The organism is Aureimonas altamirensis, from assembly GCF_023702225.1.
Lineage (GTDB): Bacteria > Pseudomonadota > Alphaproteobacteria > Rhizobiales > Rhizobiaceae > Aureimonas > Aureimonas altamirensis_B.
Genome location: NZ_JAMQCO010000003.1, coordinates 297,110 through 323,191 on the forward strand (window position 1 = coordinate 297,110; position 26,082 = coordinate 323,191).

The 26,082-nt window shown below is 66.6% G+C and carries 21 protein-coding genes; 10 read left to right on the forward strand and 11 right to left on the reverse strand.

The window, feature by feature from the left end:
* Nucleotide 1: 1 nt before the first annotated feature.
* Both NDN16_RS06710 and prpB read left to right on the forward strand, forming a co-directional pair.
* On the forward strand, nucleotides 2-1,513 hold the full coding sequence (locus NDN16_RS06710; RefSeq protein ID WP_251112840.1) for a tripartite tricarboxylate transporter permease: 1,512 nt from the start codon (nucleotides 2-4) through the stop codon (nucleotides 1,511-1,513).
* A 34-nt stretch (nucleotides 1,514-1,547) separates the two neighbouring features.
* Nucleotides 1,548-2,462, forward strand: a complete 915-nt coding sequence (prpB, locus tag NDN16_RS06715) for a methylisocitrate lyase (RefSeq protein ID WP_251112841.1) — start codon at nucleotides 1,548-1,550, stop codon at nucleotides 2,460-2,462.
* A 10-nt stretch (nucleotides 2,463-2,472) separates the two neighbouring features.
* Here the strand turns inward: prpB and guaB are convergent, their stop codons facing one another.
* Nucleotides 2,473-3,975 (reverse strand): IMP dehydrogenase, encoded by a 1,503-nt coding sequence (guaB, locus tag NDN16_RS06720; protein WP_251112842.1) that lies wholly within the window; start codon nucleotides 3,973-3,975, stop codon nucleotides 2,473-2,475.
* A gap of 192 nt (nucleotides 3,976-4,167) precedes the next feature.
* Complete coding sequence (locus NDN16_RS06725; RefSeq protein ID WP_251112843.1) at nucleotides 4,168-5,220, reverse strand: MBL fold metallo-hydrolase; 1,053 nt, start codon at nucleotides 5,218-5,220, stop codon at nucleotides 4,168-4,170.
* A gap of 161 nt (nucleotides 5,221-5,381) precedes the next feature.
* On the opposite strand from NDN16_RS06725, the gene NDN16_RS06730 reads away from it, so the two are divergent.
* Complete coding sequence (locus NDN16_RS06730) at nucleotides 5,382-6,758, forward strand: MFS transporter (protein WP_251112844.1); 1,377 nt, start codon at nucleotides 5,382-5,384, stop codon at nucleotides 6,756-6,758.
* A 39-nt stretch (nucleotides 6,759-6,797) separates the two neighbouring features.
* Here NDN16_RS06730 and NDN16_RS06735 read toward each other — a convergent pair whose 3' ends face one another.
* The 3 genes from NDN16_RS06735 to NDN16_RS06745 form a co-directional block, all read right to left on the reverse strand.
* Nucleotides 6,798-7,520 carry an RlmE family RNA methyltransferase gene (locus NDN16_RS06735; protein ID WP_251112845.1) on the reverse strand — a complete coding sequence of 241 codons (723 nt, stop codon included), beginning with the start codon at nucleotides 7,518-7,520 and terminating at the stop codon, nucleotides 6,798-6,800.
* The gene (locus NDN16_RS06740) at nucleotides 7,517-8,821 is read right to left on the reverse strand and encodes a Ppx/GppA phosphatase family protein (RefSeq protein WP_251113011.1); all 1,305 of its coding nucleotides are present in this window, start codon (nucleotides 8,819-8,821) and stop codon (nucleotides 7,517-7,519) included. Before NDN16_RS06740 ends, NDN16_RS06735 begins: the two co-directional genes overlap by 4 nt.
* Nucleotides 8,822-8,988: 167 nt before the next feature.
* A complete protein-coding gene (locus NDN16_RS06745; protein WP_251112846.1) occupies nucleotides 8,989-9,927 on the reverse strand; it encodes a LysR substrate-binding domain-containing protein in 939 nt (312 codons plus the stop codon).
* 113 nt (nucleotides 9,928-10,040) lie between these two features.
* Between NDN16_RS06745 and NDN16_RS06750 the strand changes: the two genes are divergently transcribed.
* Genes NDN16_RS06750 through rpe form a run of 7 tightly spaced genes read left to right on the forward strand, consistent with a single transcriptional unit; the run spans nucleotide 10,041 to nucleotide 16,626 of the window.
* On the forward strand, nucleotides 10,041-11,063 hold the full coding sequence (locus NDN16_RS06750; protein WP_251112847.1) for a class 1 fructose-bisphosphatase: 1,023 nt from the start codon (nucleotides 10,041-10,043) through the stop codon (nucleotides 11,061-11,063).
* 14 nt (nucleotides 11,064-11,077) lie between these two features.
* Nucleotides 11,078-11,953 carry a phosphoribulokinase gene (locus NDN16_RS06755; RefSeq protein ID WP_251112848.1) on the forward strand — a complete coding sequence of 292 codons (876 nt, stop codon included), beginning with the start codon at nucleotides 11,078-11,080 and terminating at the stop codon, nucleotides 11,951-11,953.
* A 26-nt stretch (nucleotides 11,954-11,979) separates the two neighbouring features.
* Nucleotides 11,980-13,059 (forward strand): class II fructose-bisphosphate aldolase, encoded by a 1,080-nt coding sequence (gene fba / locus NDN16_RS06760; protein ID WP_251112849.1) that lies wholly within the window; start codon nucleotides 11,980-11,982, stop codon nucleotides 13,057-13,059.
* 38 nt (nucleotides 13,060-13,097) lie between these two features.
* Entirely contained in the window at nucleotides 13,098-14,558 is a 1,461-nt protein-coding gene (locus NDN16_RS06765; protein WP_251112850.1) for a form I ribulose bisphosphate carboxylase large subunit, read from the forward strand.
* A gap of 42 nt (nucleotides 14,559-14,600) precedes the next feature.
* The gene (locus tag NDN16_RS06770) at nucleotides 14,601-15,020 is read left to right on the forward strand and encodes a ribulose bisphosphate carboxylase small subunit (protein ID WP_251112851.1); all 420 of its coding nucleotides are present in this window, start codon (nucleotides 14,601-14,603) and stop codon (nucleotides 15,018-15,020) included.
* A complete protein-coding gene (gene cbbX, locus NDN16_RS06775; protein WP_251112852.1) occupies nucleotides 15,017-15,952 on the forward strand; it encodes a CbbX protein in 936 nt (311 codons plus the stop codon). Before NDN16_RS06770 ends, cbbX begins: the two co-directional genes overlap by 4 nt.
* On the forward strand, nucleotides 15,949-16,626 hold the full coding sequence (rpe, locus tag NDN16_RS06780) for a ribulose-phosphate 3-epimerase (RefSeq protein ID WP_251112853.1): 678 nt from the start codon (nucleotides 15,949-15,951) through the stop codon (nucleotides 16,624-16,626). Before cbbX ends, rpe begins: the two co-directional genes overlap by 4 nt.
* Nucleotides 16,627-16,633: 7 nt before the next feature.
* Here the strand turns inward: rpe and NDN16_RS06785 are convergent, their stop codons facing one another.
* The 6 genes from NDN16_RS06785 to metH form a co-directional block, all read right to left on the reverse strand.
* Entirely contained in the window at nucleotides 16,634-17,302 is a 669-nt protein-coding gene (locus tag NDN16_RS06785) for an HAD-IA family hydrolase (RefSeq protein WP_251112854.1), read from the reverse strand.
* Between the two features lie 21 nt (nucleotides 17,303-17,323).
* The gene (locus tag NDN16_RS06790; protein ID WP_251113012.1) at nucleotides 17,324-18,349 is read right to left on the reverse strand and encodes an Ldh family oxidoreductase; all 1,026 of its coding nucleotides are present in this window, start codon (nucleotides 18,347-18,349) and stop codon (nucleotides 17,324-17,326) included.
* 27 nt (nucleotides 18,350-18,376) lie between these two features.
* Nucleotides 18,377-19,795 carry an FAD-binding oxidoreductase gene (locus NDN16_RS06795; RefSeq protein WP_251112855.1) on the reverse strand — a complete coding sequence of 473 codons (1,419 nt, stop codon included), beginning with the start codon at nucleotides 19,793-19,795 and terminating at the stop codon, nucleotides 18,377-18,379.
* A 69-nt stretch (nucleotides 19,796-19,864) separates the two neighbouring features.
* Complete coding sequence (locus NDN16_RS06800; RefSeq protein WP_251112856.1) at nucleotides 19,865-21,145, reverse strand: L-fuconate dehydratase; 1,281 nt, start codon at nucleotides 21,143-21,145, stop codon at nucleotides 19,865-19,867.
* Between the two features lie 107 nt (nucleotides 21,146-21,252).
* Nucleotides 21,253-22,164 carry a sugar kinase gene (locus NDN16_RS06805; RefSeq protein ID WP_251112857.1) on the reverse strand — a complete coding sequence of 304 codons (912 nt, stop codon included), beginning with the start codon at nucleotides 22,162-22,164 and terminating at the stop codon, nucleotides 21,253-21,255.
* Between the two features lie 66 nt (nucleotides 22,165-22,230).
* The gene (gene metH, locus NDN16_RS06810; RefSeq protein WP_251112858.1) at nucleotides 22,231-25,992 is read right to left on the reverse strand and encodes a methionine synthase; all 3,762 of its coding nucleotides are present in this window, start codon (nucleotides 25,990-25,992) and stop codon (nucleotides 22,231-22,233) included.
* Nucleotides 25,993-26,082: the final 90 nt, after the last annotated feature.

Consider the following 26,082-nt stretch of genomic DNA (forward strand, 5'->3'; position numbering starts at 1 on the left):
CATGGAAGCGCTCTCCTCGCTCGCCTACGGATTCAGTGTCGCGCTGACGCCGTTCAACCTCTCGCTCGCGCTGGTCGGCGCTGCCCTCGGCACCGCCATTGGGGCCTTACCCGGCATCGGCCCCATCAACGCCATCGTCCTGTTGCTGCCACTGTGCTTTTCGCTGCAATTGCCGCCGGAAAGCGCGCTGATCCTGCTCGCCGGCATCTATTACGGCAGCGGTTACGGTGGCCGCATATCGTCCATCCTTCTCAATATCCCCGGCGATCCGGGGCTGGTGATGACGACGCTGGACGGTTATCCGCTGGCGCAGCAGGGGCGCGGCGCCGCGGCGCTGGCCATCAGCGGTATCGCCAGCTTCGTCGGCGGCACGCTGACGGTCATCCTGCTGACCTTCCTCGCGGTGCCGCTGGCACGCCTTGCCGTTTCCTTCGGCCCGGCCGACTACGTTGCGCTGATGGCGCTGGCCTTCGCGCTCCTGACGGCGATGGGCATGGCCCGCACCGCCAAGACTTGGGCCGCCATCGCCCTCGGCTTTCTACTCGCCTGTGTCGGTATCGACGGGGGCTCCGGCGTCGAGCGCTTCACTTTCGGTTCGCTCGAGTTTCTCGGCGGCATCGACTTCACGGTGCTGACGATCGGCCTTTTCGCCGTCAGCGAAATCCTTGTGGTCGCCGAAGGGCTGCGCTCAGGCGTCATCACCGAACTTGGCGGGGGCAAGCGGCTGGCGGTCGGCGAGACCCTGCGCTGCCTGCCCGCGATGCTGCGTTCCACCGGCATCGGCTTCTTCCTCGGCATCCTGCCGGGTACCGGAGCGGCCGTCTCGTCGGTGCTGGCCTACACCGCCGAGAAGAAGGTTTCCGACAAGGGCACGTTCGGCAAGGGCGACATGCGCGGCCTCGCCGCACCGGAAACCGCCGACAATGCCGCGCAAACCGCGTCCATGGTGCCAATGCTGGTTCTCGGCATTCCCGGCTCGGGCACGACGGCAGTGCTTCTGGGTGCGTTGCTGATGTATTCGGTGACGCCCGGCCCGCTGCTGTTCACGCAGCGTCCGGAGATCGCATGGGGGCTGATCGCCTCGATGTATGTCGGCAACCTGATGCTTCTGGCGTTGAACCTGCCGCTTGTCGGCCTGTTCGCACGCCTGCTGATGGTGCCGTACTGGATTCTCTTTCCGGGGGTATTGGGCCTGTCCTTCGCGGGCGTCTATGCCGCCACCAACTCGGCGTTCGAACTCGTGCTGACAACGCTGATCGGCATCTTCGCCTATGCCATGCGCAAGGTCGGCATCCCGCTCATCCCACTGTTGATCGCATTCGTCCTGTCGCGCCTGTTCGAAGACAATCTCAGACGCGCGCTTTCCCTTTCGGACGGCGATCCGTCGATCCTGTTCGGCTCGATAACCGCCATCCTGTTCTGGATCGTCACGGCACTGATCGTGCTTCTGCCGCTGCTGGCGCCGCGACTGCGCTCCCGCGTGCGGGAAGCTTCCGAAAGCGAGGGCGGCTGATGCCGCGCCGCACGACACATCGAAGGATACCTTAGTGACCTATCTGATCGACGAGGACCGGCCGCGCGAACCGGCGGGGAGGCGCTTCCGGGCGCTGATGGACGCGCCGGACATCATGCGCATACCCGGCGCGCATAACGGGTTGGCCGCCATCCAGGCGCGCGATGCCGGCTTCGAGGCGCTCTATCTCTCCGGTGGCGCGGTCAGCGCATCCATGGGGCTGCCGGATCTCGGCATCCTGACGCTGGAGGACGTCACCTTCCATCTGCGGCAATTGTCGCGCGCATCGGCGCTTCCCGTGCTGGTCGACGGCGATACCGGCTTCGGCGAAGCCCTGAACGTGATGAACATGGTTCGCACCTTCGAGGATGCCGGGGCCGGCGCGGTGCAGATAGAAGACCAGCTCCTGCCCAAGAAGTGCGGCCACCTCAACGACAAGCGCCTTGCTGGCGCGCACGACATGGCGGCCAAGGTTTCGGCGGCGCGGCGTGCGCGGCGCGATCTCGTCATCATCGCCCGCACCGACGCTGCCGCCAGCGAAGGCATCGAGGGGGCCGTGTCCCGTGCGAAGCTGTATCTGGAAGCCGGGGCCGACGCCATCTTCCCCGAGGCCCTGACATCGGTGGAGATGTTCCGGGCCGTCGCCGAGGCCCTGCCCGGCGTGCCCCTTCTCGCCAACATGACCGAGTTCGGGCGCACGCCGCCGCTGACTGCCGACGAATTTCAGGCGCTTGGCTACGCCATGGTAATCTGGCCGGTTTCCTCGTTGCGCGTTGCCGCCAAGGCGCAGGCCTCGCTTTACGAGACGATCCGCCGCGACGGCACCCCCGCGGCGGTGTTGGGCGCCATGCAGACGCGGGCCGAGCTTTACGACACAATCGGACTTGCCGAGTACGAGGCGCTCGACCGGTCGATCATCAAGACGGTGTTGCCGGACGAGTTCGGCTGACCCCGCCGGATCAGAGGCCGCCCGGGTAGTTCGGGCTTTCGCGCGTTATGGTCACGTCATGCGCGTGGCTCTCGCGCAGGCCGGCCGGGGAGATCCGAACGAAGGTCGCGTTGGTGCGGAAATCGTCCAGCGTCGCAGCGCCGGTGTAGCCCATCGCCGCGCGCAGGCCACCGGCGAGCTGGTGCAGCACGGCGCTGACCGGGCCCTTGTAGGCCACCTGCCCCTCGATGCCTTCGGGCACCAGTTTCAACGTATCGCGCACCTCGGCCTGGAAGTAGCGGTCTGCCGAGCCCCTCGCCATCGCGCCGACCGAGCCCATGCCGCGATAGGCTTTGAACGAGCGCCCCTGGTGCAGATAGATTTCGCCCGGGCTTTCGTCTGTGCCTGCCAGAAGCGAGCCCACCATGGCCGCCGACGCACCGGCGGCGAGCGCCTTGGCGAGATCGCCCGAGAACTTGATGCCGCCATCGGCGATCACCGGCACGCCGGCCTTGTCGGCCACCGCGACGGCATCCATGATGGCGGAAAGCTGCGGCACGCCGACACCCGCCACGATGCGCGTGGTGCAGATCGAGCCGGGGCCGATGCCCACCTTGATGCCGTCGGCGCCTGCGTCGATCAGCGCCTGCGTGCCGCTCGGCGTCGCGACATTGCCGGCGATCACCTGCACCTCGTTCGACATGCGCTTCACGCGCGCCACGGCATCCAGCACCCGCTGCGAATGGCCATGGGCCGTATCCACGACGATCAGGTCGATGCCGGCGTCGATCAGGCGTTCGGCGCGCTCGAAACCATCGTCGCCGACACTGGTCGCCGCCGCCGCCAGGAGACGACCCTGCCCGTCCTTCGCCGCATTGGGGTTGAGCTGCGACTTCTCGATATCCTTGACGGTGATCAGGCCGACGCAATGGCCCTCGCCGTCCACGACAAGCAGCTTCTCGATCCGGTGCGCGTGCAGCAGCCGCTTGGCCTCCTGCTGGTCGACGGTGTCCCGAACGGTGACGAGGTTGTCCTTCGTCATCAGCTCGTGGATCTTCTGGCGGTCGTCGGAGGCGAAGCGCACGTCGCGATTGGTGAGGATGCCCACCAGCTTGCCCCGCGTCTGGCCGCCCCTGCCGCCGTTCTCGACCACCGGAATGCCGGAGATGCGATGGGCCGCCATCAGCGCACGGGCATCGCCCAGCGTCGCGTCGGGCCCGATGGTGACCGGGTTGACCACCATGCCGCTCTCGAACTTCTTCACCTGCCTCACCTCCTCGGCCTGCTCGGCCGGGGTAAGGTTGCGGTGGATGACGCCGATGCCGCCGGCCTGGGCCATGGCGATGGCCAGTCGGGCTTCCGTCACCGTGTCCATTGCGGCGGACAGGATCGGAAGGTTGAGACGAAGGGTGCGCGTAATGCGCGTGCGGACATCCACCTGTCCCGGCATGACCTGCGAGTGCGCCGGCTGCAGCAGGACGTCGTCGAACGTCAGCGCGAGGGCGCCGGTTGATGTCTCGATAATCTGGGCCATGCCAGTCCTTCCGGTAGCGGATCGGGGGCCGGAGATGGGCCGCGCCCGATTGAGGGATGGCAAGGGCTGCTAGCATGGGGCGCCGCTTTAGGGAAGCCCCGTTTTGCCGCCTGATTTCGCGATCGCGAGATTGCAGTCGACGGCCGGCCCCTTGCCGGGCCTCGTGTCCCCGGCCGGCACAGCCATAGCAAATCAGCCGTTATCGGCCGGCGCAGCCTCATCGATCATCAGCGCGTAGGTCTCGGGCACATAGCGGAACGCCTCGCCGTCGCGCTGCACGTAGCCGACCGCCGGGAACGGCAGGTGATAGCCGGTGAAGGGCAGCTTCTCGTCTGCCAGCATGGCGGCGAAGCGCTTGCGCGTCGCCACCGCCGCCGCCTTGTCCATGTCGAAGCGAACGTGCCATTCCGGCTTCTGCAGCGTCACGACATACTGGCTGAACGTATCTCCCATCAGGAACAGCCGCTTGCCGCCCGACGTCAGTTCGTAGACGAAATGGCCCGGCGTGTGGCCGTAGGCGGCCCGCGCGAACAGGCCGGGAGCCACCTCGTCGCCATCCTCGGCCAGGGTCATGGTACTCTCCAGCGGCGTCACCCTTGCGGCGACCGCTTCCGCATTGCCGGCGGTGCCGCCGCTCTTTGCCGCGTCGGATGTCCAGAACTCGTATTCCTGCCGGCCGACGATCAGGTGCGCATTCGGAAAGGCAGGGGCATCGCCCTCCATCAGCCCGCCGATATGATCGCCATGCAGATGCGTCATCACCACCATGGTGACGCGGTCGGCCGGAATGCCGGCGGCTTCCATGCGCTGGCGCAACTGGCCGAGACCGCCTTCGCGGCCGCCGGAGCCGAACCCGGTATCGATCAGGACCGTTTCTCCGCCCGTCTCGATGACGACCGGGTTGAAGAAGGTGACGAAACGGCCGGCAGGCAGAAGGTTCGCTTCCATCAGCTCGGCCACCGCCTCGGCGGTCTGGTCCTCGCCGAAGGTCGGGAAAGGCCCGTCGCCGGGGCGAACGCCATCCAGAATGACGGTGACGCGGGCATCGCCAAGCCTGAAGCGTTGCCAGCCGGGCGCCATCGCGGCCTCTGCGCCCTGCTGTGCAGCGGGTGCGGCTGCGGGCGCTGCCGGTTCTGCGGCAGGTTGCTGGGCCCGCGCAGCCGTTACCATCGCGCCCGCCGCGGCCGTGCCGAGGGCCAGCTTCAACGCTCCACGACGATCGAGACCCATCTTGTGCCGATTCATTAGCCTGCTCCTAGCAGTTTCACGCATGTCGTCTTGCCTGACTTCGATAGGCTTCAATATGGGCAAGTTTGGGCAGGCCGTGAGGCCTCACGACAAATTTGTACGAACGATCGGGCAGAGGTAAGACGGCCTTATCGATTTTCCGGAAAGCAACCCCAGCCGTGAAGCGTATCGTTCCCGTCGTCCTCGCCGTCGCCCTGTTCATGGAGAACATGGACTCGACCGTCATAGCGACGTCGCTTGCAACCATCGCCGAGGATATCGGCACGAACCCGATCGCGCTGAAGCTTGCGCTGACCAGCTACTACGTGTCTCTGGCCACCTTCATCCCCATTTCCGGCCGCATGGCCGACCGTTTCGGCGCGCGTTTCGTGTTCCAGTGCGCCATCGCCGTCTTCATGCTGGGCTCCCTGGCCTGCGCCCTGTCGAGCTCGCTCGAGGCATTCGTGGCGGCGCGCTTCTTCCAGGGGATGGGCGGCGCGATGATGACGCCGGTCGGCCGGCTGTTGCTGGTCCGCGCCGCGGACAAGTCCGACCTCGTCACCGCCATGGCATGGTTTTCCATTCCGGCCATGGTGGGGCCGTTGGTCGGCCCGCCGATCGGCGGCGCCATCTCCACCTACGCGGACTGGCGCTGGATCTTCCTTATCAATCTCCCCATCGGCCTCATCGGCATCGTGCTGTCGCAGAAGGTGCTGCCTTATGTAGAGCCGGTCGCCACCATCCGCTTCGACTGGCCGGGCTTCGTGATTTCGGGCCTCGCCTGCTCGGGACTCGTCTTCGGCATGTCGATCATCTCGCTGCCGGCCCTGCCCCCCATCTTCGGCTTCGCGCTGGCCGCCGGCGGGGCGGCGTTCGCGCTGCTCTACATCCGCCACGCCCGACGAAGCCCCGATCCTCTCCTGCACCTGTCGCTCCTGAAGATCAATACGTTGCGTGCCTCCATCACCGGGGGCGGCCTGTTCCGCATCGGCACGGGCGCGATGCCCTTCCTGCTTCCGCTGATGCTGCAGCTTGGCTTCGGCTACACGCCGTTCGAATCCGGCCTCGTCAGCGCGGCCACGGTGGGCGGAGCGATGGCCATGAAGGTTCTGGCACGCCCGCTGCTGCGGCGCTTCGGCTTTCGCACGGCCCTGATGCCAACCGCCGTCCTCGGCGGGGCCTCGGTCGCCGTCATCGGTTTCTATCGCCCGGACATGCCGCTGCTTCTGCTGCTCGTCCTGCTGCTCGTCGGCGGCTTCTTCCGCTCGCTCTTCTTCACCAGCACCAATGCCCTGGCCTTCGCCGACGTGCCGCCGCCCCGGGCCGGCGATGCGACCGCCATGCTGGCCGCCTTCCAGCAGGTCTCCATCGCCACGGGCGTCGCCCTCGCCGGCGGCATACTGGAAGCGGGCATGGTCATGCGGGGCGGTGTCGTGCCCGTCCCGGCGGATTTTACCGTCGCCTTCGTTGCGGCCGGATGCGTCACCATCGCCGCGCTCTTCTGCTTCCGCTCGCTGCCGGCGTCCGCCGGATCGGAGATATCCGGCCGCCGATAGAGCGCCGTTGCGTCCATTCGGACGCACAAAGGTTGGAGGTCAGTCCTCGTCCGCGGCGGTTTGCGCGCCGTCGCGGCGGCCCTGCCCGCGAAAGCCCTTGGCCAGCAGAAACAGTTCCACCGAGCCATCGCGCGAGGCGGGCGGCTTGACGTGGTGCACGCTGGTGAAATTCTTCTTCAGCATGGTCAGGAGGTCGGCTTCGGTGCCGCCCTGAAAGGTCTTCGTCAGGAAGTGCCCGCCCGGCCGCAAGGTCCGGATGGCGAAATCCGCCGCCACCTCCACCAGATGCATGGTGCGCAGATGGTCGGTCCGGCGATGGCCGGTCGTCGGCGCGGCCATGTCCGACAGGACGATGTCCGGCGCCTCGCCTAGCGCCTCCAGAAGGCGGCCGGGGGCGGCGTCATCCAGGAAATCCATCTCGAAGATCGTCGTGCCGGGGATCGGGTCCACCTGCAGGTAGTCGATACCGACGACCTGCGCCTTGTCCGGCGTGTCGGCGGTGCGCTGCACCGCCACCTGGCACCAGCCGCCCGGGGCGCAACCAAGATCCACCACCCGCATGCCGGGCTTCAGCAGCTTGTAGCGATCGTCGATCTCGATCAGCTTGTAGGCCGCGCGCGAACGATAGCCTTCGGCCTTGGAGCGGCGGACATAGGGGTCGTTCAGCTGCCGCTCCAGCCACCTTCGCGACGATGCCTTGATGCCGCGCTTCTTCTTGACGCGCACCGAAAGTCCGCGATCTCCGCTCTTGCCGCCCGTCACGCGCCCTGCCTCGCCCGGTTGCCCTGCGTGTCGCGCCGCCAGACGCCGTCCGCCACCATCATTTCGATCAACAATCCTTCCCGCAGGCCCCTGTCGGCAACCCGCAGCGCCGGCGCCGGCCAGACCTTGCGTATCGCTTCCAGTATGGCGCATCCCGCCAGCACCAGGTCGGCGCGTTCGCTGCCGATGCAGGGATTGGCCATGCGTTCCTCGAAGCTCCAGCCGGCGATGCGGCCGACGAGTTCCGAAACCTCGGCATCGCGCAGCCACAGCCCGTCCACCTGCCGCCGGTCGTAGCGCTCCAGCCCCAGATGCACGCCGGCCAGCGTGGTGACCGTGCCCGAAGTGCCCAGCAGGTGGAAGCCGGCCTTGCCCACATAAGGCGCGAGCCGGTTGCGGCCCTTGAACCGCTCGATATGCCCGGACACCTCGTCCACCATCTGCTGGAACAGTTCGGGCGTCACCGTGCGGCCGCCATAACGCTCGGCCAGGGTGACGACTCCTACCGGCAGCGACGTCCAGGCCACGATGTGATTGGACAGGCGGCGGCTCGGCCCCTGGCCGAGGTCCAGCAGCGCGATCTCCGAACTGCCGCCGCCGATATCGAACAGCACCGCCCCGCGCGCCGAACGATCCACCAGCGATCCGCAGCCGGACACCGCCAGGCGCGCTTCCGTCTCCCGGCTGACGATCTCGAGATCCAGCGTCGTCTCGCGCTTGACGCGCTCCAGGAATTCCGGCCCGTTGGCCGCTGCGCGGCAGGCCTCGGTGGCGATCAGCCGCAGGGCGCGAATGTCGCGCGCCGCAAGCTTCTGACTGCAGATCTCCAGCGCCGCGAGCGCCCTGTCCATGGCGCCGGAAGCCAGGCTGCCCGTGCGGCCCAGCCCCTCGCCAAGGCGGACGATGCGGCTGAACGCGTCGATGACGCGGAACTGGCCCGGCCGGCCCGGAACGGCGATGAGCAACCGGCAATTATTGGTGCCGAGGTCGAGTGCGGCGTAGAGCGGCGGACGCCCCTTGTCCACGGCGCGCTGCGGCGGACGCTGCGTCTTGACCGAGGCTTCCGATGCCTCCGAGGCCGCAGCCCCCCGACGCCGGCGCCGACGCCTGCTTTTCTTGCGGGGATCCGGGTTCTGCCGCGCGATGGCGCTTTCGGCCTTGGCCAGCCTTTCGCCGAGCGCGGGCGGCAGATCGCAATCGGGCGCGCCTTTAGGCCCCGTCGTCGCAGGCTTGCGACGCCGTCGGCGCTGGCGCTTGGACAGCCTGCCGGCCTTGTCGCCGGGCGCGGCCGTCTCCTTCATCGGGTGGTGGGAGGCGGCACGCCGCTCCCGCTCTGTATCCTGAACCACAAATACCAACTCCGGAGCAGGCCTCATGCGGAGGCGCTCCTGGACCAATCAGAATCTTTCGTTGCCCTAAGTGTAACAGCCCGTTGCGCTTTCACAAGCGCGCCCATCGCCTGCCCACATCATACATTCGCCTCATCGTAGAGATTGGGCAGCACGGGCAGGAACCGCGCGGCCCGACGCATCAGGAAATCCCAGAAGGCGGATTCGGCCGGCGTCGGCACCCTGTCGGCCCGCGTCACGGCAAACCATTGACGGCGGATCGGAGTGCCCGCGACATTCAGGATCACCAGGCGGCCGAGTTCCACCTCCAGCGCGACAGTATGGGCCGACAGGAATGCGATACCCAGCCCGGCCATGACGGACTGCTTGATCGTCTCGTTGGAGTCCAGTTCCAGCAGCCGGTCGTCCAGAAGCTCGGGCATATCGCGCACGAAAAGCTCCAGCGAGCGGCGCGTACCCGATCCGCGCTCGCGCACCAGCATGCGATGGCCCGCCAGGTCCTGCAGGTCCAGGCTGCGCCGCGCGGCCAGGACATGCCCGGGCGCGGCCACGACCACCAGCGGATGATCGCCGAACACCCGCGCCCGTACCGGCAGGTCGCGCGGGGGGGTGCCCATCAGTGCGATGTCCAGCGCCATCGTGCGCAGGTCCTCCGCGATGCGGCTCTTGTTGCCGACCTCCAGCTCGATGTCGACGCCGGGGTGCTCCGCCCCGAAGGCGGCAAGGATGGACGGCGCGAAATACTTGGCGGTGGAGACCACCCCGAGCCGTACGCGCCCCCGCCTGAGCCCCTTCAACGCGTCGATCTCGTCCCGCATGTCGCGCAAGGCGTGCTCGATGGCGTTGGCGGCGGCCAGCACGCAGGCTCCGGCTTCCTTGATCCGCATGCCGTCGCTGGTCCGGTCGAAAAGCGGCAGGCCGAACTCTTCCTCCATCTGCTTGATCTGGAGCGTGATGGCCGGCGCCGTCAGCCCCAGCGCACGCGCGGCGGCTGCAATCGTTCCAAGGCGATTGATGGCCTGGACGGACCGGAACTGGCGCAAGGTCACGGCCTGCATGGATACCTCCCGGCTATGCGTAATTTTTTCTGATTACGATACTTAAGCAAATAAATTTTACTTAGTCCATATCCTGCCCGATAGTCGTGGTCGACATCGGGAGGGTGTTGTCCATGCGTTCGTCGCTCGAAGCTCATCTGCGTGCCTTCGCGGGGGAAGACCCGCTGCGCAGCGACATCGCCGAAGCGGTCCGCCAGCTCGGCGTCGCGGCCGTCAAGCTGCGTGGCGTCATCATGGAGGATCCTGTCCGCGCGCAGGCCCCGATACCGGCTGCCGCAAACGCATCGGGGGATACCCAGACCTGGCTGGACATCGAGGCGGACCGCATCTTCACCGCCGCGGCGTGGCAGGCCAACATCGCCATCATGGCTTCGGAAGAACGCGCCGAGCCCCTGACGATGCATGCGGCCGGAAGACTGGCGCTGGCCATAGACCCGCTGGACGGCTCTTCCAATATCGGGGCCAACGCGTCCATCGGCTCCATCTTCTCGCTGCTGCCGGCTACCGGCGAGACGCCTTTCGCCCAGCCAGGCCGCAACCTGCTGGCCGCGGGAGCCGTCGTCTACGGGCCGCGCTGCCAGATGATCCTGACGCTCGGCGGGGGCACGCTCAACTTCGCCTACTCGCCCTCATTCGGCGGCTTCGTGGAAGAAGCGCGCTCCGGCCCCATCCCGGAGAAGACGTCCGAGTTCGCCATCAACGCATCCAACTACCGGCACTGGGACGAGCGGGTGCGCCTTTATGTCGACGACTGCCTGGCTGGCGCCGAAGGCCCGCGGGGCAAGGACTTCAACATGCGCTGGACGGCTTCGCTGGTGGCCGAGGCAGCGCGTATCCTGGAGCGCGGCGGCGTCTTCCTGTATCCGGCCGACGCGCGCCGTCCCTACCGCGAGGGCCGCCTGCGCCAGCTTTACGAGGCGAACCCCATCGCGTTCATCGTCGAGCAGGCCGGCGGCGCGGCAACGGACGGCATACGGCCGCTTCTGGATATCGTGCCGGCCGCCCTGCACCAGCGCACCCCCTTCGTCTTCGGCTCGGCACGCGAGGTCCAGCGCATCGCCCGATACCTCACCGATCCGTCGGCCATCGGGGAGCGCTCGCCGCTCTTCGGCCGCCGCAGCCTGTTTCGCGCGTAAGGAGGAACGAACCGATGACGGCCAGGCATCCCATCATCGCCATAACGGGCTCCTCCGGCGCCGGCACCACGTCGGTCAAGCGCATCTTCGAGCAGATATTCCGCCGCGAGGAGGTGAAGGCGGACTTCATAGAGGGCGACGCCTTCCACCGCTACGACCGGTCGGCGATGAAGGCGAAGATGGCCGAGGAGGAAGCCGCCGGCAATCACGACTTCTCGCATTTCAGTCCGGAAGCGAACATCCTGGACACGCTGCAGGAGATCTTCGCCGAGTATGGGCGAAAGGGCACCGGACGCACGCGTCATTACGTGCACGACGACGCCGAGGCGGCCGCCTATGGCGCGCCGCAGGGCACGTTCAGCGCCTGGCAGGATTTTCCGGGTGACAGCGATCTCCTGTTCTACGAAGGGCTGCACGGCTGCGTGCGCACCGAAACGCTGGACCTCGCGTCGCACGTCGACCTGAAGATCGGCGTCGTGCCCGTCATCAACCTCGAATGGATCCAGAAGATCCATCGGGACAAGGCCTCGCGCGGCTACTCCACCGAGGCGGTGATGGACGTGATCCTGCGGCGCATGCCGGACTACGTGCGCACCATCTGCCCGCAGTTCACGCTGACCAACATCAATTTCCAGCGGGTGCCGATCGTCGATACGTCCAACCCCTTCATCGCGCGGTGGATACCAACGCCGGACGAATCCATGCTCGTCATCCGCTTCGCCAACCCGCGCGGCATCGACTTTCCATACCTTCTGTCGATGATCCACGACAGCTTCATGTCGCGGCCGAACTCCATCGTCGTGCCGGGCAACAAGCTGGACCTCGCCATGCAACTCATTCTCACGCCGCTGATCCTGCAACTCATCGAGCGCCGGCGGCGCGTGCTCTGAAGCAAAAAGGGAAGGAACGCAAAGAGATGGCCAAGATCACCCTGAGGCAGCTTCTGGACGACGCCGCAGAGCATGGATACGGCGTCCCCGCCTTCAACATCAACAACATGGAACAGGGCCTCGCCATACTGGAGGCGGCCGCAGAAACGGATGCGCCGGTGATCCTCCAGGTATCGCGCGGGGCGCGGTCCTATGCGGGAGACATCATGCTGTCGCATATGGTGGACGCACTGGTGGAGATGTTTCCAGGCATCCCCGTCTGCCTGCACCAGGACCACGGCAACAACGAAGCCACCTGCCTGACCGCGCTGCAGCACGGCTTCACCTCCGTCATGATGGACGGCTCCCTGGAGGCCGATGCGAAGACGCCGGCCAGCTTCGACTACAACGTCGCCATCACCGCGAAGGTGGCCGAAGCGGCCCATGCCGTGGGCGCGTCGGTGGAAGGCGAGCTCGGCGTCCTCGGCTCGCTGGAGAGCGGCGAAGGCGCGGCCGAGGACGGCCACGGCTTCGAGGGACGGCTGGAGACGGACCAGCTCCTGACGGACCCTGCCCAGGCGCAGGACTTCGTGGCGCGGACCGATGTCGACGCGCTGGCCATCGCCATGGGCACCTCGCATGGCGCGTACAAGTTCAGCCGCCGGCCCGACGGCGACATCCTGGCCATGCATGTGATCGAGGAGATCCATCGACGCCTGCCCGGCGTGCACCTCGTCATGCATGGATCCTCTTCCGTACCGGAGGCGCTGCAGGAGATGTTCAACCGCTTCGGCGGCCAGATGCGTCCGACCTGGGGCGTGCCGGTGGACGAGATCGTGCGCGGCATCCGCCATGGCGTGCGCAAGGTGAACATCGATACCGACTGCCGGCTGGCGATGACGGCGCAGTTTCGCCGCATCGCCCGGCAGAAGCCGGAGGAATTCGATCCGCGCAAGTTCCTGCAGCCGGCGATGGACCAGTTGCGGCAACTCTGCCGCGACCGGTTCGAAGCCTTCGGCACCGCCGGCAACGCCGCGCGCATACGACCGAGATCCATGGCCGAGATGGCGCGGCGATATGCCGGCGGAGAGTTGCGGCAGGCCAACCGATACAGGACCGCGGCCTGACCGCCGCACATGCGAGTTCCAACGAGGGAGAGAAAGTCATGACAGAATCGTCGCAGACCGTCACCGGCAAGGAGCGCTACAAGTCCGGCGTCATGGAATACAGGCGCATGGGCTACTGGGAGCCCCGCTACGAGCCGAAGGATACGGACCTGGTCGCCTGCTTCCGCATCACGCCGCAGGATGGCGTCGATCCGATCGAGGCCGCTGCCGCCGTGGCGGGCGAATCCTCCACCGCGACATGGACCGTCGTCTGGACGGACAGGCTGACGGCCGCCGAAAAATACCGGGCGAAGGCCTACAGGGTCGATCCGGTGCCGAACGCGGAAGGCAGCTACTTCGCCTACATCGCCTACGACCTCGACCTGTTCGAGCCGGGATCCATCGCCAACCTGACGGCGTCGATCATCGGCAACGTCTTCGGCTTCAAGCCCCTGAAGGCGCTGCGGCTCGAGGACATGCGCCTGCCGACCGCCTATGTGAAGACCTTCCAGGGGCCGGCCACCGGCATCGTGGTCGAGCGCGAGCGGCTGGACAAGTTCGGCCGGCCGCTGCTGGGCGCCACCGTCAAGCCCAAGCTCGGCCTTTCGGGCCGCAATTACGGGCGCGTGGTGTACGAGGCGCTGAAGGGCGGTCTCGACTTCACCAAGGACGACGAGAACATCAATTCCCAGCCCTTCATGCATTGGCGCGAGCGCTTCCTCTACTGCATGGAGGCGGTCAACAAGGCGCAGGCCGCGACCGGCGAGATCAAGGGCACCTATCTCAACGTCACCGCCGCCACGATGGAAGACATGTACGAGCGGGCGGAATTCGCACGCGACCTCGGCTCGGCCATCATCATGATAGATCTCGTCATCGGGTGGACGGCCATCCAGTCGATGGCGAAATGGGCCCGCCGCAACAACATGATCCTGCACCTGCACCGCGCGGGGCATTCCACCTATACGCGGCAGAAGGCGCATGGCGTGTCCTTCCGCGTCATCGCCAAATGGGCACGGCTGGCGGGGGTGGACCATATCCATGCCGGCACCGTGGTCGGCAAGCTCGAGGGCGATCCGGCCACGACGCGCGGATATTACGACATATGCCGCGACGAGTTCACGCCCCAGAACCTTGCCAACGGCGTGTTCTTCGACCAGCCCTGGGCATCGCTGAACAAGATGATGCCGGTGGCCTCGGGCGGCATTCACGCCGGCCAGATGCACCAGCTTCTGGACCTTCTGGGGGAGGATGTCGTGCTGCAGTTCGGCGGCGGCACGATCGGCCATCCGATGGGCATCGCCGCCGGGGCCACGGCCAATCGCGTGGCGCTGGAGGCGATGATCCTGGCGCGCAACGAGGGCCGCGACATCGTCAACGAAGGGCCGGACATCCTGGAAGCCGCCGCGCGGGACTGCACGCCGCTGAAGCAGGCCCTCGATACCTGGAAGAACGTGACCTTCAACTACGCGTCCACCGATGCCCCCGATTACCAGACCAGCGTCTCCGTGGCTGCCTGACGGCCACGGACGATCCGAACCCGACCAGAAGGAGATACGATCATGAAGGTGACCCAGGGAACATTCTCGTTCCTGCCCGACCTGACGGACGCGCAGATCGCCGCGCAGGTGCAATACTGCCTCGACAATGCATGGGCGGTGAACATCGAGTACACCGACGATCCGCATCCCCGCAACACCTATTGGGACATGTGGGGCCATCCGATGTTCGACATCGCCGACGGCGCCGGCGTGATGATGGAGTTGCAGGCCTGCCGTAAGGTCAACGGCCATCTCTACATCCGCCTCTCGGCCTTCGATTCCAGCCACGGCTGGGAGTCGGTGAAACTGTCCTTCATCGTCAACCGCCCGACGGACGAGCCGGGTTTCCGCCTGCGGCGACAGGAGGCGGAGGGCCGTAATATCCGCTACACGACCGAGCCCTATTCGGGCGACCGTCCGGAAGGCGAGCGTTACGCATGACGGCCGCCGCCTTGGAACGGGGGCCGGCGGAGACGGCAGAGGCGGTGGATCTGCGCCGCGACTTCGTGGAATCCGGCGTCGCGGAGGTGCTGGACGCGCTCGACCGCTCGCTTGTGGGGCTGGCCCCGGTCAAGCAGCGCATCCGCGAGACGGCGGCCCTGCTACTGGTGGAGCGGGCCCGCCGGCGCCTTGGCCTGGCCTTCGAGACGCCGACACTGCACATGAGCTTCACCGGCAATCCCGGCACCGGCAAGACCACCGTCGCCTTGCGCATGGCGGACCTGCTCCATCGCCTCGGCTACGTGCGCAAGGGGCACCTCGTCTCCGTCACGCGGGACGATCTCGTGGGCCAGTATATCGGCCACACGGCGCCGAAGACGAAGGAAATCCTGAAGAAGGCGATGGGCGGCGTCCTCTTCATCGACGAGGCCTACTATCTGTACCGGCCGGAGAACGAGCGCGACTACGGGCAGGAGGCGATCGAGATCCTGTTGCAGGTGATGGAGAACCAGCGCGACGACCTCGTGGTGATCCTGGCCGGATACGGAGACCGGATGGAGCGCTTCTTCGAAAGCAATCCGGGCTTCCGCTCCCGCATCGCGCATCATATCGACTTTCCCGACTATGCGGGCGCGGAATTGCTGGCCATCGCGCAGGGTATGCTCGAGCGGCAGGGATATCGTCTCGCCCCGGAGGCGCAGGCGGTGATGGCGCGCTATATCGACAGACGCCGGCAACAACCCCATTTCGCCAATGCGCGTTCCATCCGCAACGCGCTGGACCGGGCGCGGCTGCGGCAGGCCAACCGCCTGTTCGAAAGCGGCGGCGGGGCGTTGACAGCAGACGATCTATCGCGGATCGAAGCTTGCGACATCGCCGCCAGCCGCGTACTGGCCGGCGCAGCGCCCGATACCGAGAAGGACACGCAATGACGCTCATCATCGCACCCTCGATCCTCTCCGCGGATTTCTCCCGCCTGGGCGAGGAGATCGTCGCCGTGGACAAGGCCGGCGCCGACTGGATCCATCTCGATGTGATGGACGGTCATTTCGTACCCAACATCACCTTCGGCCCGCCCGTCGTGAAGGCGGTGCGGCACACGACCGACAAGATCTTCGATTGCCACCTGATGATCGAGCCGTGCGACCCCTATCTCGAAGCCTTCGCCAAGGCCGGCGCGGACTACATCACCGTCCATGCCGAGGCGACGAAGCATCTGGACCGCTCCCTGCAGGCCATCCGCGATCTCGGCAAGAAGGCCGGCGTCTCGTTGAACCCGGGCACGCCCGAACAGGCCATCGAATACGTGCTGGACCGGGTCGACCTGATCCTCCTGATGACCGTCAATCCCGGCTTCGGCGGCCAGGCATTCATTCCCGCCGTCGTCGACAAGGTACGCCGCGTGAAACGGATGATCGGCGACAGGCCGATCCATATCGAGATCGATGGCGGCGTCGCACCCGATACCGCGCCCCTCGTCGTGGAAGCCGGGGCCGATGTGCTGGTTGCCGGCTCGGCCATCTTCAAGGGCGGCACGCCCGATCATTACGCCCGCAACATGAAGGCGATCCGCGACAGCGTCGAGGCCGCCCGCAAGGCGGCCTGAACCTTTCTCAACGATCCAGCATCGCCAGGACCCGGCGTGGATCGATCGCCCCTTCGGCGATCCAGTCCGCGCCGGTGAAGTCGTCCGCTGCGGTATACAGCGCCGGCGTCACCACGCAGCGCAGGCCGGCCGCCTTCGCAGCCCTCAGCCCATTGGCGGAATCCTCGATGGCAAGGCATTCGGCGGGCAGCAGGTCCAGCATCCGCATCGCGAGTTCGTAGATGTCGGGCGCCGGCTTCTTGGCCGGCACCATGTCGCCGCACGCGATGACGCCGAAGCCGTGATCCGTTCCGAGCGTATGGGCGAGCAGGCTGTCGACATTGGCGCGGCTGGTCGTCGTGGCTATGGCGAGGGCGACGTCGCACCGCCGCGCCTCGGCGATCAGGGCGGCGATGCCCGGACGCAGGGCCAGCCGGCCGCTATCCACCGCATCGACGTAATGGCGCGTCTTCGAAGCATGCAGCCCCGCCGCATCGGGCACGGCCATCCGGCCCTGCCCCTGCGCAAAGGCGAGAATGCGCTCCTTGCCCCCAGTGACCTGCAGGAGGTCGCGGTACTGCGCCTCGTCCCAATGCCATCCGAGGCCATGCTCGGCAAAGGCGCGGTTGAACGCGTGCCGATGAAGCTCCTCCGTCTCGGCCAGCGTTCCATCGACATCGAAGATCAGCGCGGGCATGCGGCCTCCGGTTTCAGCGCATCAGGCAAGGCCCAGGAAGGCTGCCGTCTCCGGATCGACCGGGATGCCGTTGGTGGCGCGCTCGATCTCGACCTTCCACTCACGCTCGCCCGGCGCCATCACCCCGCCCTCCCGCGCGCGGCTGCCGCGCAGCGCGCCGAGATAGGCCTTGATCTGCTCGCCGTAGCTGGAGCCGCCGCCGAAGAACGACGGGTGGATGGCGACCAGGAAGTGGCCGATATTGCGCGGCGTCGAGACGTCCTCGCCCACCATGTCGATGACGAACGGGTCGGGCGTCGCGCCGGCAACCACGGACGACATGATCGAGATGAAGCCGGCCAGCGCCGCGCCCTTGAAGCCGAAATCGGCGCCGCCCAGCGGCATCAGCATTTCGGCTTCCCTGGCGTCACGCGTCGGCGTGCCGGCAAGGTCTGCGGCGACACCCTCCGGCAATTCGATGCCGAGCACCCGGTACAGGAGAACGCGGTTCATCGGTACGGACGAGGTGGCCATGTCCAAGAGCCAGGGCTTCTCCCCCGGCACGGGGATGCCGATGGCCAGCGGATTGGTTCCGTGAAAGCGCTCCGCGCCGTTGAACAGCGCCACTATGGAGTCGCTGTTGGCAACGCAGATGGTGATGCACCCCCGCTCCTGCCCGGCCATGGCATAGGCGCCGGCCGCCCCGAAATGGGACGAGCGATGAACGCCCACCGCCGCGATACCCATTCGCGTGGCGGCGTCGGTGGCGACGTCCACCGCCTTGTACATGGCCGGATGGCCGAGGCCGTGGTCGGCATCCAGCGCAAAGGAGACGGGCGAATTCTCCTTCACCGTCATGTCGGGCCGGCCGTTGACGCGCCCGCCCTTCAGGACGCGGCTGTAATGCGGCGTCAGCCGCACGCCGTGGCTGTCCACGCCCAGCTTCGAGGCATGCATCATCGCGCGCGTCGCCGCGATTGCCGAGGGTTCGTCCGCCCCCGCTTCCACCAGCGCCGCATGGACGCGCGTTTCCAGAAGCTCTGCGGGTGTCAGCACTACGTCGGCCATCATGTCTCTTTCTTCGGTTCGGTCACTCTATCGATCGATCTGGCAGCCCGGATTCAGTCGCCAATCCGGGTCCAACGCGGTCTTCAGGGCCCGCAGGAGGCGATCCTGAGCCGGCGGCATGCGCTGCACGAAATCCGCCTTCTTGAGGCGGCCTATGCCGTGCTCGGCGCTCAGGCTGCCGTCATACCGGTCCAGTATGTCGTAGAGGATCGTCTTGGCCTGCTTGATGACGGCCTGTGCCTCGTCCGGGGAAGCGCCGCGTGGCGGTATGACGTTGAAGTGGATGTTGCCGTCCCCGACATGGCCATAGGCCGCGACATCGCACTGCGGCATGCTGCGGGCGATGGCGGCGCTGGCCTCGCCGATGTAATCGGCGACGCGCGAAAGCGGCACCGAAAGGTCGGTGCGCAGATGCGGGCCGCGCATGGCCTGCCCCTCGTTCATGCCTTCGCGCACCTTCCACAGGTTCAGGGCCTGCTGGCGCGACGCCGCGATGACGCCGTCGAGGACCTCGCCCGCCTCGATCTCCTTCTCCAGAAAGGCCTCCAGCATGGCGCGCAGATCGATCGGGCCGGTGGCCGTCAGCTCCGTCAGCACATAGGCCGGGTAGTCGGTGGGCAGGGACTGCGGCAGATCCGGATGCGCATCGCGCGCGAAGCTGAAGGCTTCGGGCCGCATCAGCTCGAAGGCGCTGATAAGGTCGCAGCAATCGCGCCGCGCCCGGCGATACAGCGCCATCGCCGCTTCGACGCTGGGCAGCGCCAGAAGTGCGGTTTCCACATGCTCCGGCTTCGGCAGAAGCTTGATCGCCACGCCGGTGACGATTCCCAGCGTACCTTCGGCCCCGATGAAGAGCTGCTTCAGGTCGATGCCGCGATTGTCCTTGCGCAAGGTGGACAGGCCGTCCCATACGGTGCCGTCGGCCAGCACCACCTCCAGCCCCAGGATCAGATCGCGCGTCATGCCGTAGCGAAGCACGTTGATGCCGCCGGCATTGGTGGAGACGTTACCGCCGATCCGGCACGATCCCTGTGCGCCGAGCGCCAGCGGGAAATAGCATCCCTCGGCATCCACCGCGGCCTTGATCGCCTCCAGCACGCAGCCGGCATCGACGACGGCGGAAAAGTCGTCCGGAGCGATGGAGCGGATGCGGCTCATCCTCTCCAGCGACAGGACGACCTGCGCCTGCGGCCTGTCCGGTATGCCGCCCAGCGCCAGCCCCGTATTTCCGCCCTGCGGCACGATGGACAGGCCGAGCTGGGCGCAAAGGCGCACGGCGGCGGACACCTCGTCGGTCGAGGCCGGCCGCAGCACGGCGACCGCTCCGGTGGTCACGTCGCCATGCCAGTCCCGGCAGTAGCGCACCGTGTCGGCCGGGTCGGCCAGAACCGCGCCGGCGCCGAGGCGCTCGGACAGGAGCCGGCCAAAATCAACCGCGTCCTCCATGAGGTCCCCCTTCGCGTGGATCGTGCCCCTGATTAGAACAGCAGGACGGCGAGCGAAAGGTAGCATCGTCTATCCATGGTAGAGATGCGCTTCGATCGACGCCGCCTTCATCTCGATGGAGAATCCCGGCGCCTGCGGCGGCATGTAGCGCCCGTCCCGCACGTCGCACGGATAGACGAAATGCTCGTGCAGATGGTCGACATATTCGGCCACGCGCCCTTCCATCGTGCCGGAGATCACGAGGTAGTCGATCATCGACAGATGCTGGACATACTCGCACAGGCCGACGCCGCCGGCGTGCGGACACACCGGCTTGCCGAATTTCGCGGCCATCAGCATGATCGCGATGTTCTCGTTCAGCCCGCCGACGCGCGCCGCATCGATCTGCACCACGTCGATCGCGTCGGCCTGCATGAACTGCTTGAACAGGATGCGGTTCTGGCACATCTCGCCCGTCGCCACCTTGATCGGGGCAACCCCGGCGCGGATCTGCCCATGGCCGAGGATGTCGTCCGGCGAGGTCGGCTCCTCGATGAACCATGGCTTGAACTCCGCCAGGGCGTTGACCCACTCGATCGCCTGGCCGACCTCCCAGACCTGGTTGGCGTCGATCATCAGCGTACGGTCCGGGCCGATCTCTTCGCGCACGATGCGGCAACGGCGGATATCGTCCTCAAGGTCGCGCCCGACCTTCAGCTTGAAATGCGTCCAGCCGACCTGCATACCCTCCCGGCACAGGCGGCGCATCTTCTCGTCGCTGTAGCCGAGCCAGCCGGCCGAGGTGGTATAGGTGGGATAGCCCTTCGCGGCCAGCGTTTCACGCCGGCCCGCCGCGCCCGCCCGCGCGGCCTCCAGGATGTCCCGGGCCTCCTCGCGCGTCAAGGCGTTGGTCAGGTAGCGGAAATCCACCAGCGAGAGGATCCGGTCCACACTCATGTCGGCCACGAGCTGCCAGACGGGCTTGCCCTCGACCTTGCCCCACAGATCCCAAACCGCATTGACGACGGCGCCCGTGGCGAGGTGCATGACGCCCTTGTCCGGCCCCAGCCAGCGCAACTGACTGTCGCCCGTCACATACCGCCAGAAGGCGCCCATGTCGGCGGTCATCTCGTCCAGCGTCTTGCCGACGAGGCGACGGGCGACCGCTTCCACCGCCTGCTTCACGATGTCGTTGCCGCGTCCGATGGTAAAGGTCAGGCCGTGGCCCTCAAGCCCGGCGCTATCGGTTTCAAGCACGACATAGGCGGCAGAGTAATCCGGATCCGGATTCATCGCGTCCGATCCGTCCAACCCCTGAGATGTCGAAAAGCGGATGTCGTATGTGCGGTAGCCTGTGATCTTCGGCGACATTGGCCTGACCTCCTTGCGCATGTCGTGGCAGCGTCGGGCGCGCCACCCGCACCGCTCCGCCTCTCATGACATTATGCGATATATTGGTCAGGCCAATTCTGCAATCGTCAAACGTCGACGAGCCCGCCATAGCCCTGGATCACCCGCGCGGCGGTGGCATGCGCGCTCCGCGCGGCGGCCTCGGGAGAATGGCCTTGAAGGCGTGCGGCCAGGTAGCCCGCGCCGAACGAATCGCCCGCGCCCGTGGTGTCGACCGGTTTTTCCACCCGGTTCGCCGGAACGACCAACGGAGCCTGCATGCCGGCGACGAGCAGCAGGGCGTCGCCGCCGCCATCCTTCACCACCACTTCATCGCAGCCGATCTCGCGGTATCGCGCCGCCGTCGCGGCAGCATCCGCATCGCCGAAGATACGGGCTTCGTCGTCGAAGCTGGGCAGGCAGATCGACGCCACTTCGGCGCCCGCCTCGATGCCTTCGGCACAGGCGGCGCGGCCGGCCCACAGGCGGTCGCGGATGTTGGGGTCGAAGGCGATGCTCTTGCCGCCTCCGCGTGCCGACCGGAGGACGGACAGGAAGGCGGCGCGGCGCTCCGGTGGCAGGATCGCCAGCGTGATGCCCGAGAAATAGATCAGCGCCGCCTCGTCCACCGCTGCCTTCAGCCGCGCCTCGTCGTCGGCGAGAGCCTTGGCGGCGGCCGTATCGCGCCAGTAGGAGAAGCTCCGCTCGTGCCCATCCAGGGTGATGAGATACAGGCCAGCGACGCGACCGGGCATCGCCCTGATGTGGCGCGTGGAGACGCCCGACCCCTCGATGAAAGCCATCATCGCATGGCTGAGCGGATCGTCGCCGACATTGGTGAAATAGGCGACTTCACGCTCCTGCGGCAGGAGGCGGCGCAGATACCACGCCGTATTGAACGTATCGCCGGCGAAGCCCTGCCTGTATGTGCCCTGCCCGGTCGGCGACAGCTCGATCATGCATTCGCCGATGGAAAGGACGGTCTCAACCCTCTGCGACATCTCGCCTCCGCACGCCTTGGTGGTTATGCTTCTAGACCAGCGGCTTTGGCCTGACCAGAGTGCCGGTCAGGCGGCTTCCTCCCGTACCGGCACATAGTTCAGGATCGGCGCAAGCCAGCGCTCGACCTCCGGCAGGGGCATTCCCTTGCGGGCGGCGTAATCCTCCACCTGGTCGCGCTCCACCTTGGCGACGCCGAAATAATAGCTCTCGGGATGCCCGATATAGAGCCCGGAAACGGATGAGCCCGGCCACATCGCAAAGCTCTCCGTCAGCCGCACGCCCGTCGCCGCTTCCGCATCAAGAAGGCGGAACAGCGTCTCCTTCTCGGTATGGTCGGGCTGGGCGGGATAGCCCGGCGCGGGCCGAATGCCGGCATAGGCTTCATCGATCAGCTGGTCGTTGCTGAAACTCTCGTCCGGCGCGTATCCCCAGAGCTGGCGCCGCACATGCTGGTGCAGCCGCTCGGCGAAGGCTTCGGCGAACCGGTCCGCCAGCGCCTTGACCATGATCGACTGGTAGTCGTCGTGGTTCGCGGCGAAACGGGCCGAGATCTCCTCCTCCTCGGCGCCGGCCGTCACCACGAAGCCGCCGACATAATCCCCGACGCCCGTGTCCAGCGGCGCGACGAAATCCGACAGGGCGACATTGGGCCGTCCGTCGCGCTTGGACAATTGCTGGCGCAGGGTGAAGAACGTCGCAAGCTCCTGCGTACGGGCTTCGTCGGTGAAAAGCCGGATGTCGTCCCCCACGGCATTGGCCGGCCAGAAGCCGACGACAGCGCGGGGCCGGAACCATTTCTCGGCCACGATCCGCTCCAGCATGGCCTGCGCGTCGGCATGGAGCGAGCGTGCGACCTCCCCCTGCTTCGGATCGTCCAGAAGTTTCGGAAAACGGCCTTTCAGCTCCCAGGTCTGGAAGAAGGGGGTCCAGTCGATCGCCGAGGCGAGGTCGGCGAGATCCCAGTCGTCGAAGGCGCGCGTGCCGAGGAAGGACGGCGTTACGGGACGCCAGGCCGACCAGTCGGCCTTGTGCGCGTTGGCTCGCGCAGCCGCCAGCGGCAGGCGGCGCTTTTCCGCTTCCGAGCGGGCGTGCGCCTCGGCGACCTTGCGATATTCCGCCCGCACCGTATCCATGTACTGCGTGCGCGCCGAAGGCGACAGAAGGTTGGACACCACGCCGACGGCGCGGCTGGCATCCGTGACGTAGACCGTCTGTCCACGCGCATAGCGCGGGTCGATCTTCACCGCCGTATGCACGCGGCTCGTCGTCGCGCCGCCGATCAGCAGCGGAATGTCGAAGCCTTCGCGCTCCATCTCCGCCGCTACATGGACCATCTCGTCCAGCGACGGGGTGATCAGGCCCGACAGTCCGATGATATCCACCTTCTCGGCGCGGGCGGTTTCCAGGATCTTGTTGCTGGGCACCATGACGCCGAGGTCGATCACCTCGTAATTGTTGCAGGCCAGGACCACGCCGACGATGTTCTTGCCGATGTCGTGGACATCGCCCTTCACCGTCGCCATCAGGATGCGTCCGGCCGACTGCCGGCCACCGCCTTCGCCGGCCTTTTCCTCTTCCATGAAAGGCAGCAGATAGGCCACGGCCTGCTTCATGACGCGGGCCGATTTCACCACCTGTGGCAAGAACATCTTGCCTGCGCCGAACAGGTCTCCCACGACGTTCATGCCGGCCATCAGCGGGCCCTCGATCACGTGCAGCGGGCGCTCGGCCCTGGCCCGCGCCTCCTCGGTATCGGCCTCGATGAACTCGGTGATGCCGTTGACGAGCGCATGCGACAACCGCGCCTCCACCGGCTGCTCCCGCCAGGACAGGTCGCGCGCCTTGGCCTCTCGTCCCGGCCCTCCCTTGAACCGCTCGGCGATCTCCAGCAACCGCTCGGTCGAGTCCGCGCGGCGGTTCATGATGACGTCTTCGCATGCTTCGCGCAGGTCGGGGTCGATGCTCTCGTAGACGGCCAGCTGCCCGGCATTGACGATGCCCATGTCCATGCCCGCCGCAATGGCGTAGTACAGGAAAACGGCATGCATGGCCTCCCGCACCGGCTCGTTGCCGCGGAACGAGAAGGACAGGTTGGAGACCCCGCCCGATATGTGGGCGTGCGGCAGTTGCTGGCGGATCGCGCGCGTGGCCTCGATGAAGGCGACGCCGTAGCCGTCATGCTCCTCGATACCAGTGGCGACCGCGAAGACGTTGGGGTCGAAGACGATGTCCTCCGGCGGAAAACCCGCCTCTTCGGTCAGCAGCCGATAGGCTCGGGAGCAGATTTCGACCTTGCGCTCATAGGTGTCGGCCTGCCCCGCTTCGTCGAAGGCCATCACCACCACGGCGGCGCCGTAGGCGCGCACCTTGCGGGCCTGCTCCAGGAAAGCCGCCTCCCCCTCCTTCATGGAGATGGAATTGACCAGCGGCTTGCCCTGCACGCATTTCAAACCGGCCTCGATGATCGAAAACTTGGACGAGTCGATCATCACCGGCACGCGGGCGATATCGGGCTCCGACGCGATGAGATTGAGGTATTCCACCATCGCCCGCTCGGAATCGATCAGGCCCTCGTCCATGTTGATGTCGATGACCTGCGCGCCGTTGGCCACCTGGTCGCGCGCGACGTCCAGCGCCGCTGCGAAATCGCCCGCGGTGATGAGCTTGCGGAAGCGCGCCGAGCCGGTGACGTTGGTCCGCTCGCCGATATTCACGAAGGGGATGTCGCCCGTCAGCGTGAACGGCTCCAGCCCGGACAGCCGCAGCAGCGGCTCCGCCGGTTCGAAGCCGCGCGGCGCAAGGCCGGCGACGGCATCGGCAATGGCGCGGATATGCTCGGGCGTCGAGCCGCAGCAGCCGCCGACGACATTGACCAGCCCTTCCTCGGCAAAACCGCGCACCTGCGCGGCCATCGTTTCCGGCGTCTCGTCGTACTGGCCGAACTCGTTCGGCAGGCCGGCATTGGGATAGGCGCAGACGAAGGTGTCGGCGACGCCCGAAAGCTCCGCCAGGTGCGGGCGCATGGCATCCGCCCCGAGCGCGCAGTTGAGCCCGATGGTGAAGGGCTGCGCATGGCGCACAGAGTACCAGAAGGCGGTCGGCGTCTGGCCGGAAAGCGTACGCCCCGAAAGGTCGGTGATCGTGCCGGAAATCATCACGGGCAGCCGCTCGCCGGTCTCGGCGAACACCTCCTCGGCGGCGAAGATGGCGGCCTTGGCGTTGAGCGTGTCGAAGATCGTCTCGATCAGGATGATGTCCGCGCCGCCGTCGACGAGCCCCCGGATCTGCTCGCAATAGGCCGTGCGCAAACCATCGAAGGAGATCGCCCGGAAGCCCGGATTGTTCACGTCCGGCGAAATCGAGGCCGTGCGGTTGGTCGGCCCGACGGCGCCGGCCACGAAGCGCGGCCGCCCGTCCGCGGCCTCGGCCCTGTCGGCGGCCCGTCGCGCCACGGCCGCACCTTCGACGTTCAGCTCGTATGCGACCGATTCCATGCCGTAGTCGGCCTGGGCGATGGTGGTGGCCGAAAAAGTGTTGGTTTCGAGGATGTCCGCCCCGGCCATCGCGTAGGCGAAGTGAATATCCTCGATGGCTTTCGGCTGCGTCAGGATCAACAGGTCGTTGTTGCCGGCCAGATGACATTCGCAGGCGCCGAACCGGTTTCCGCGGAAATGCTCCTCGTGGAAACCGAGGCCCTGGATCTGCGTGCCCATCGCTCCGTCGAGAATGAGGATCCGCTGTTTCGCGGCGGCATGCAGCGCGGCGATGCGCTCGGCGCGGCTGCGGGTCTTACCCGCACCGAAGATCGTGTCGGTCGTGGCGCTCATGTCCGGCTCCTCATCGTTTGGAGCATCATATAAACCGATCCTTATATGATTTGAAGACACTGCGCGAGAACGGCGATAATCCCTGTTTAC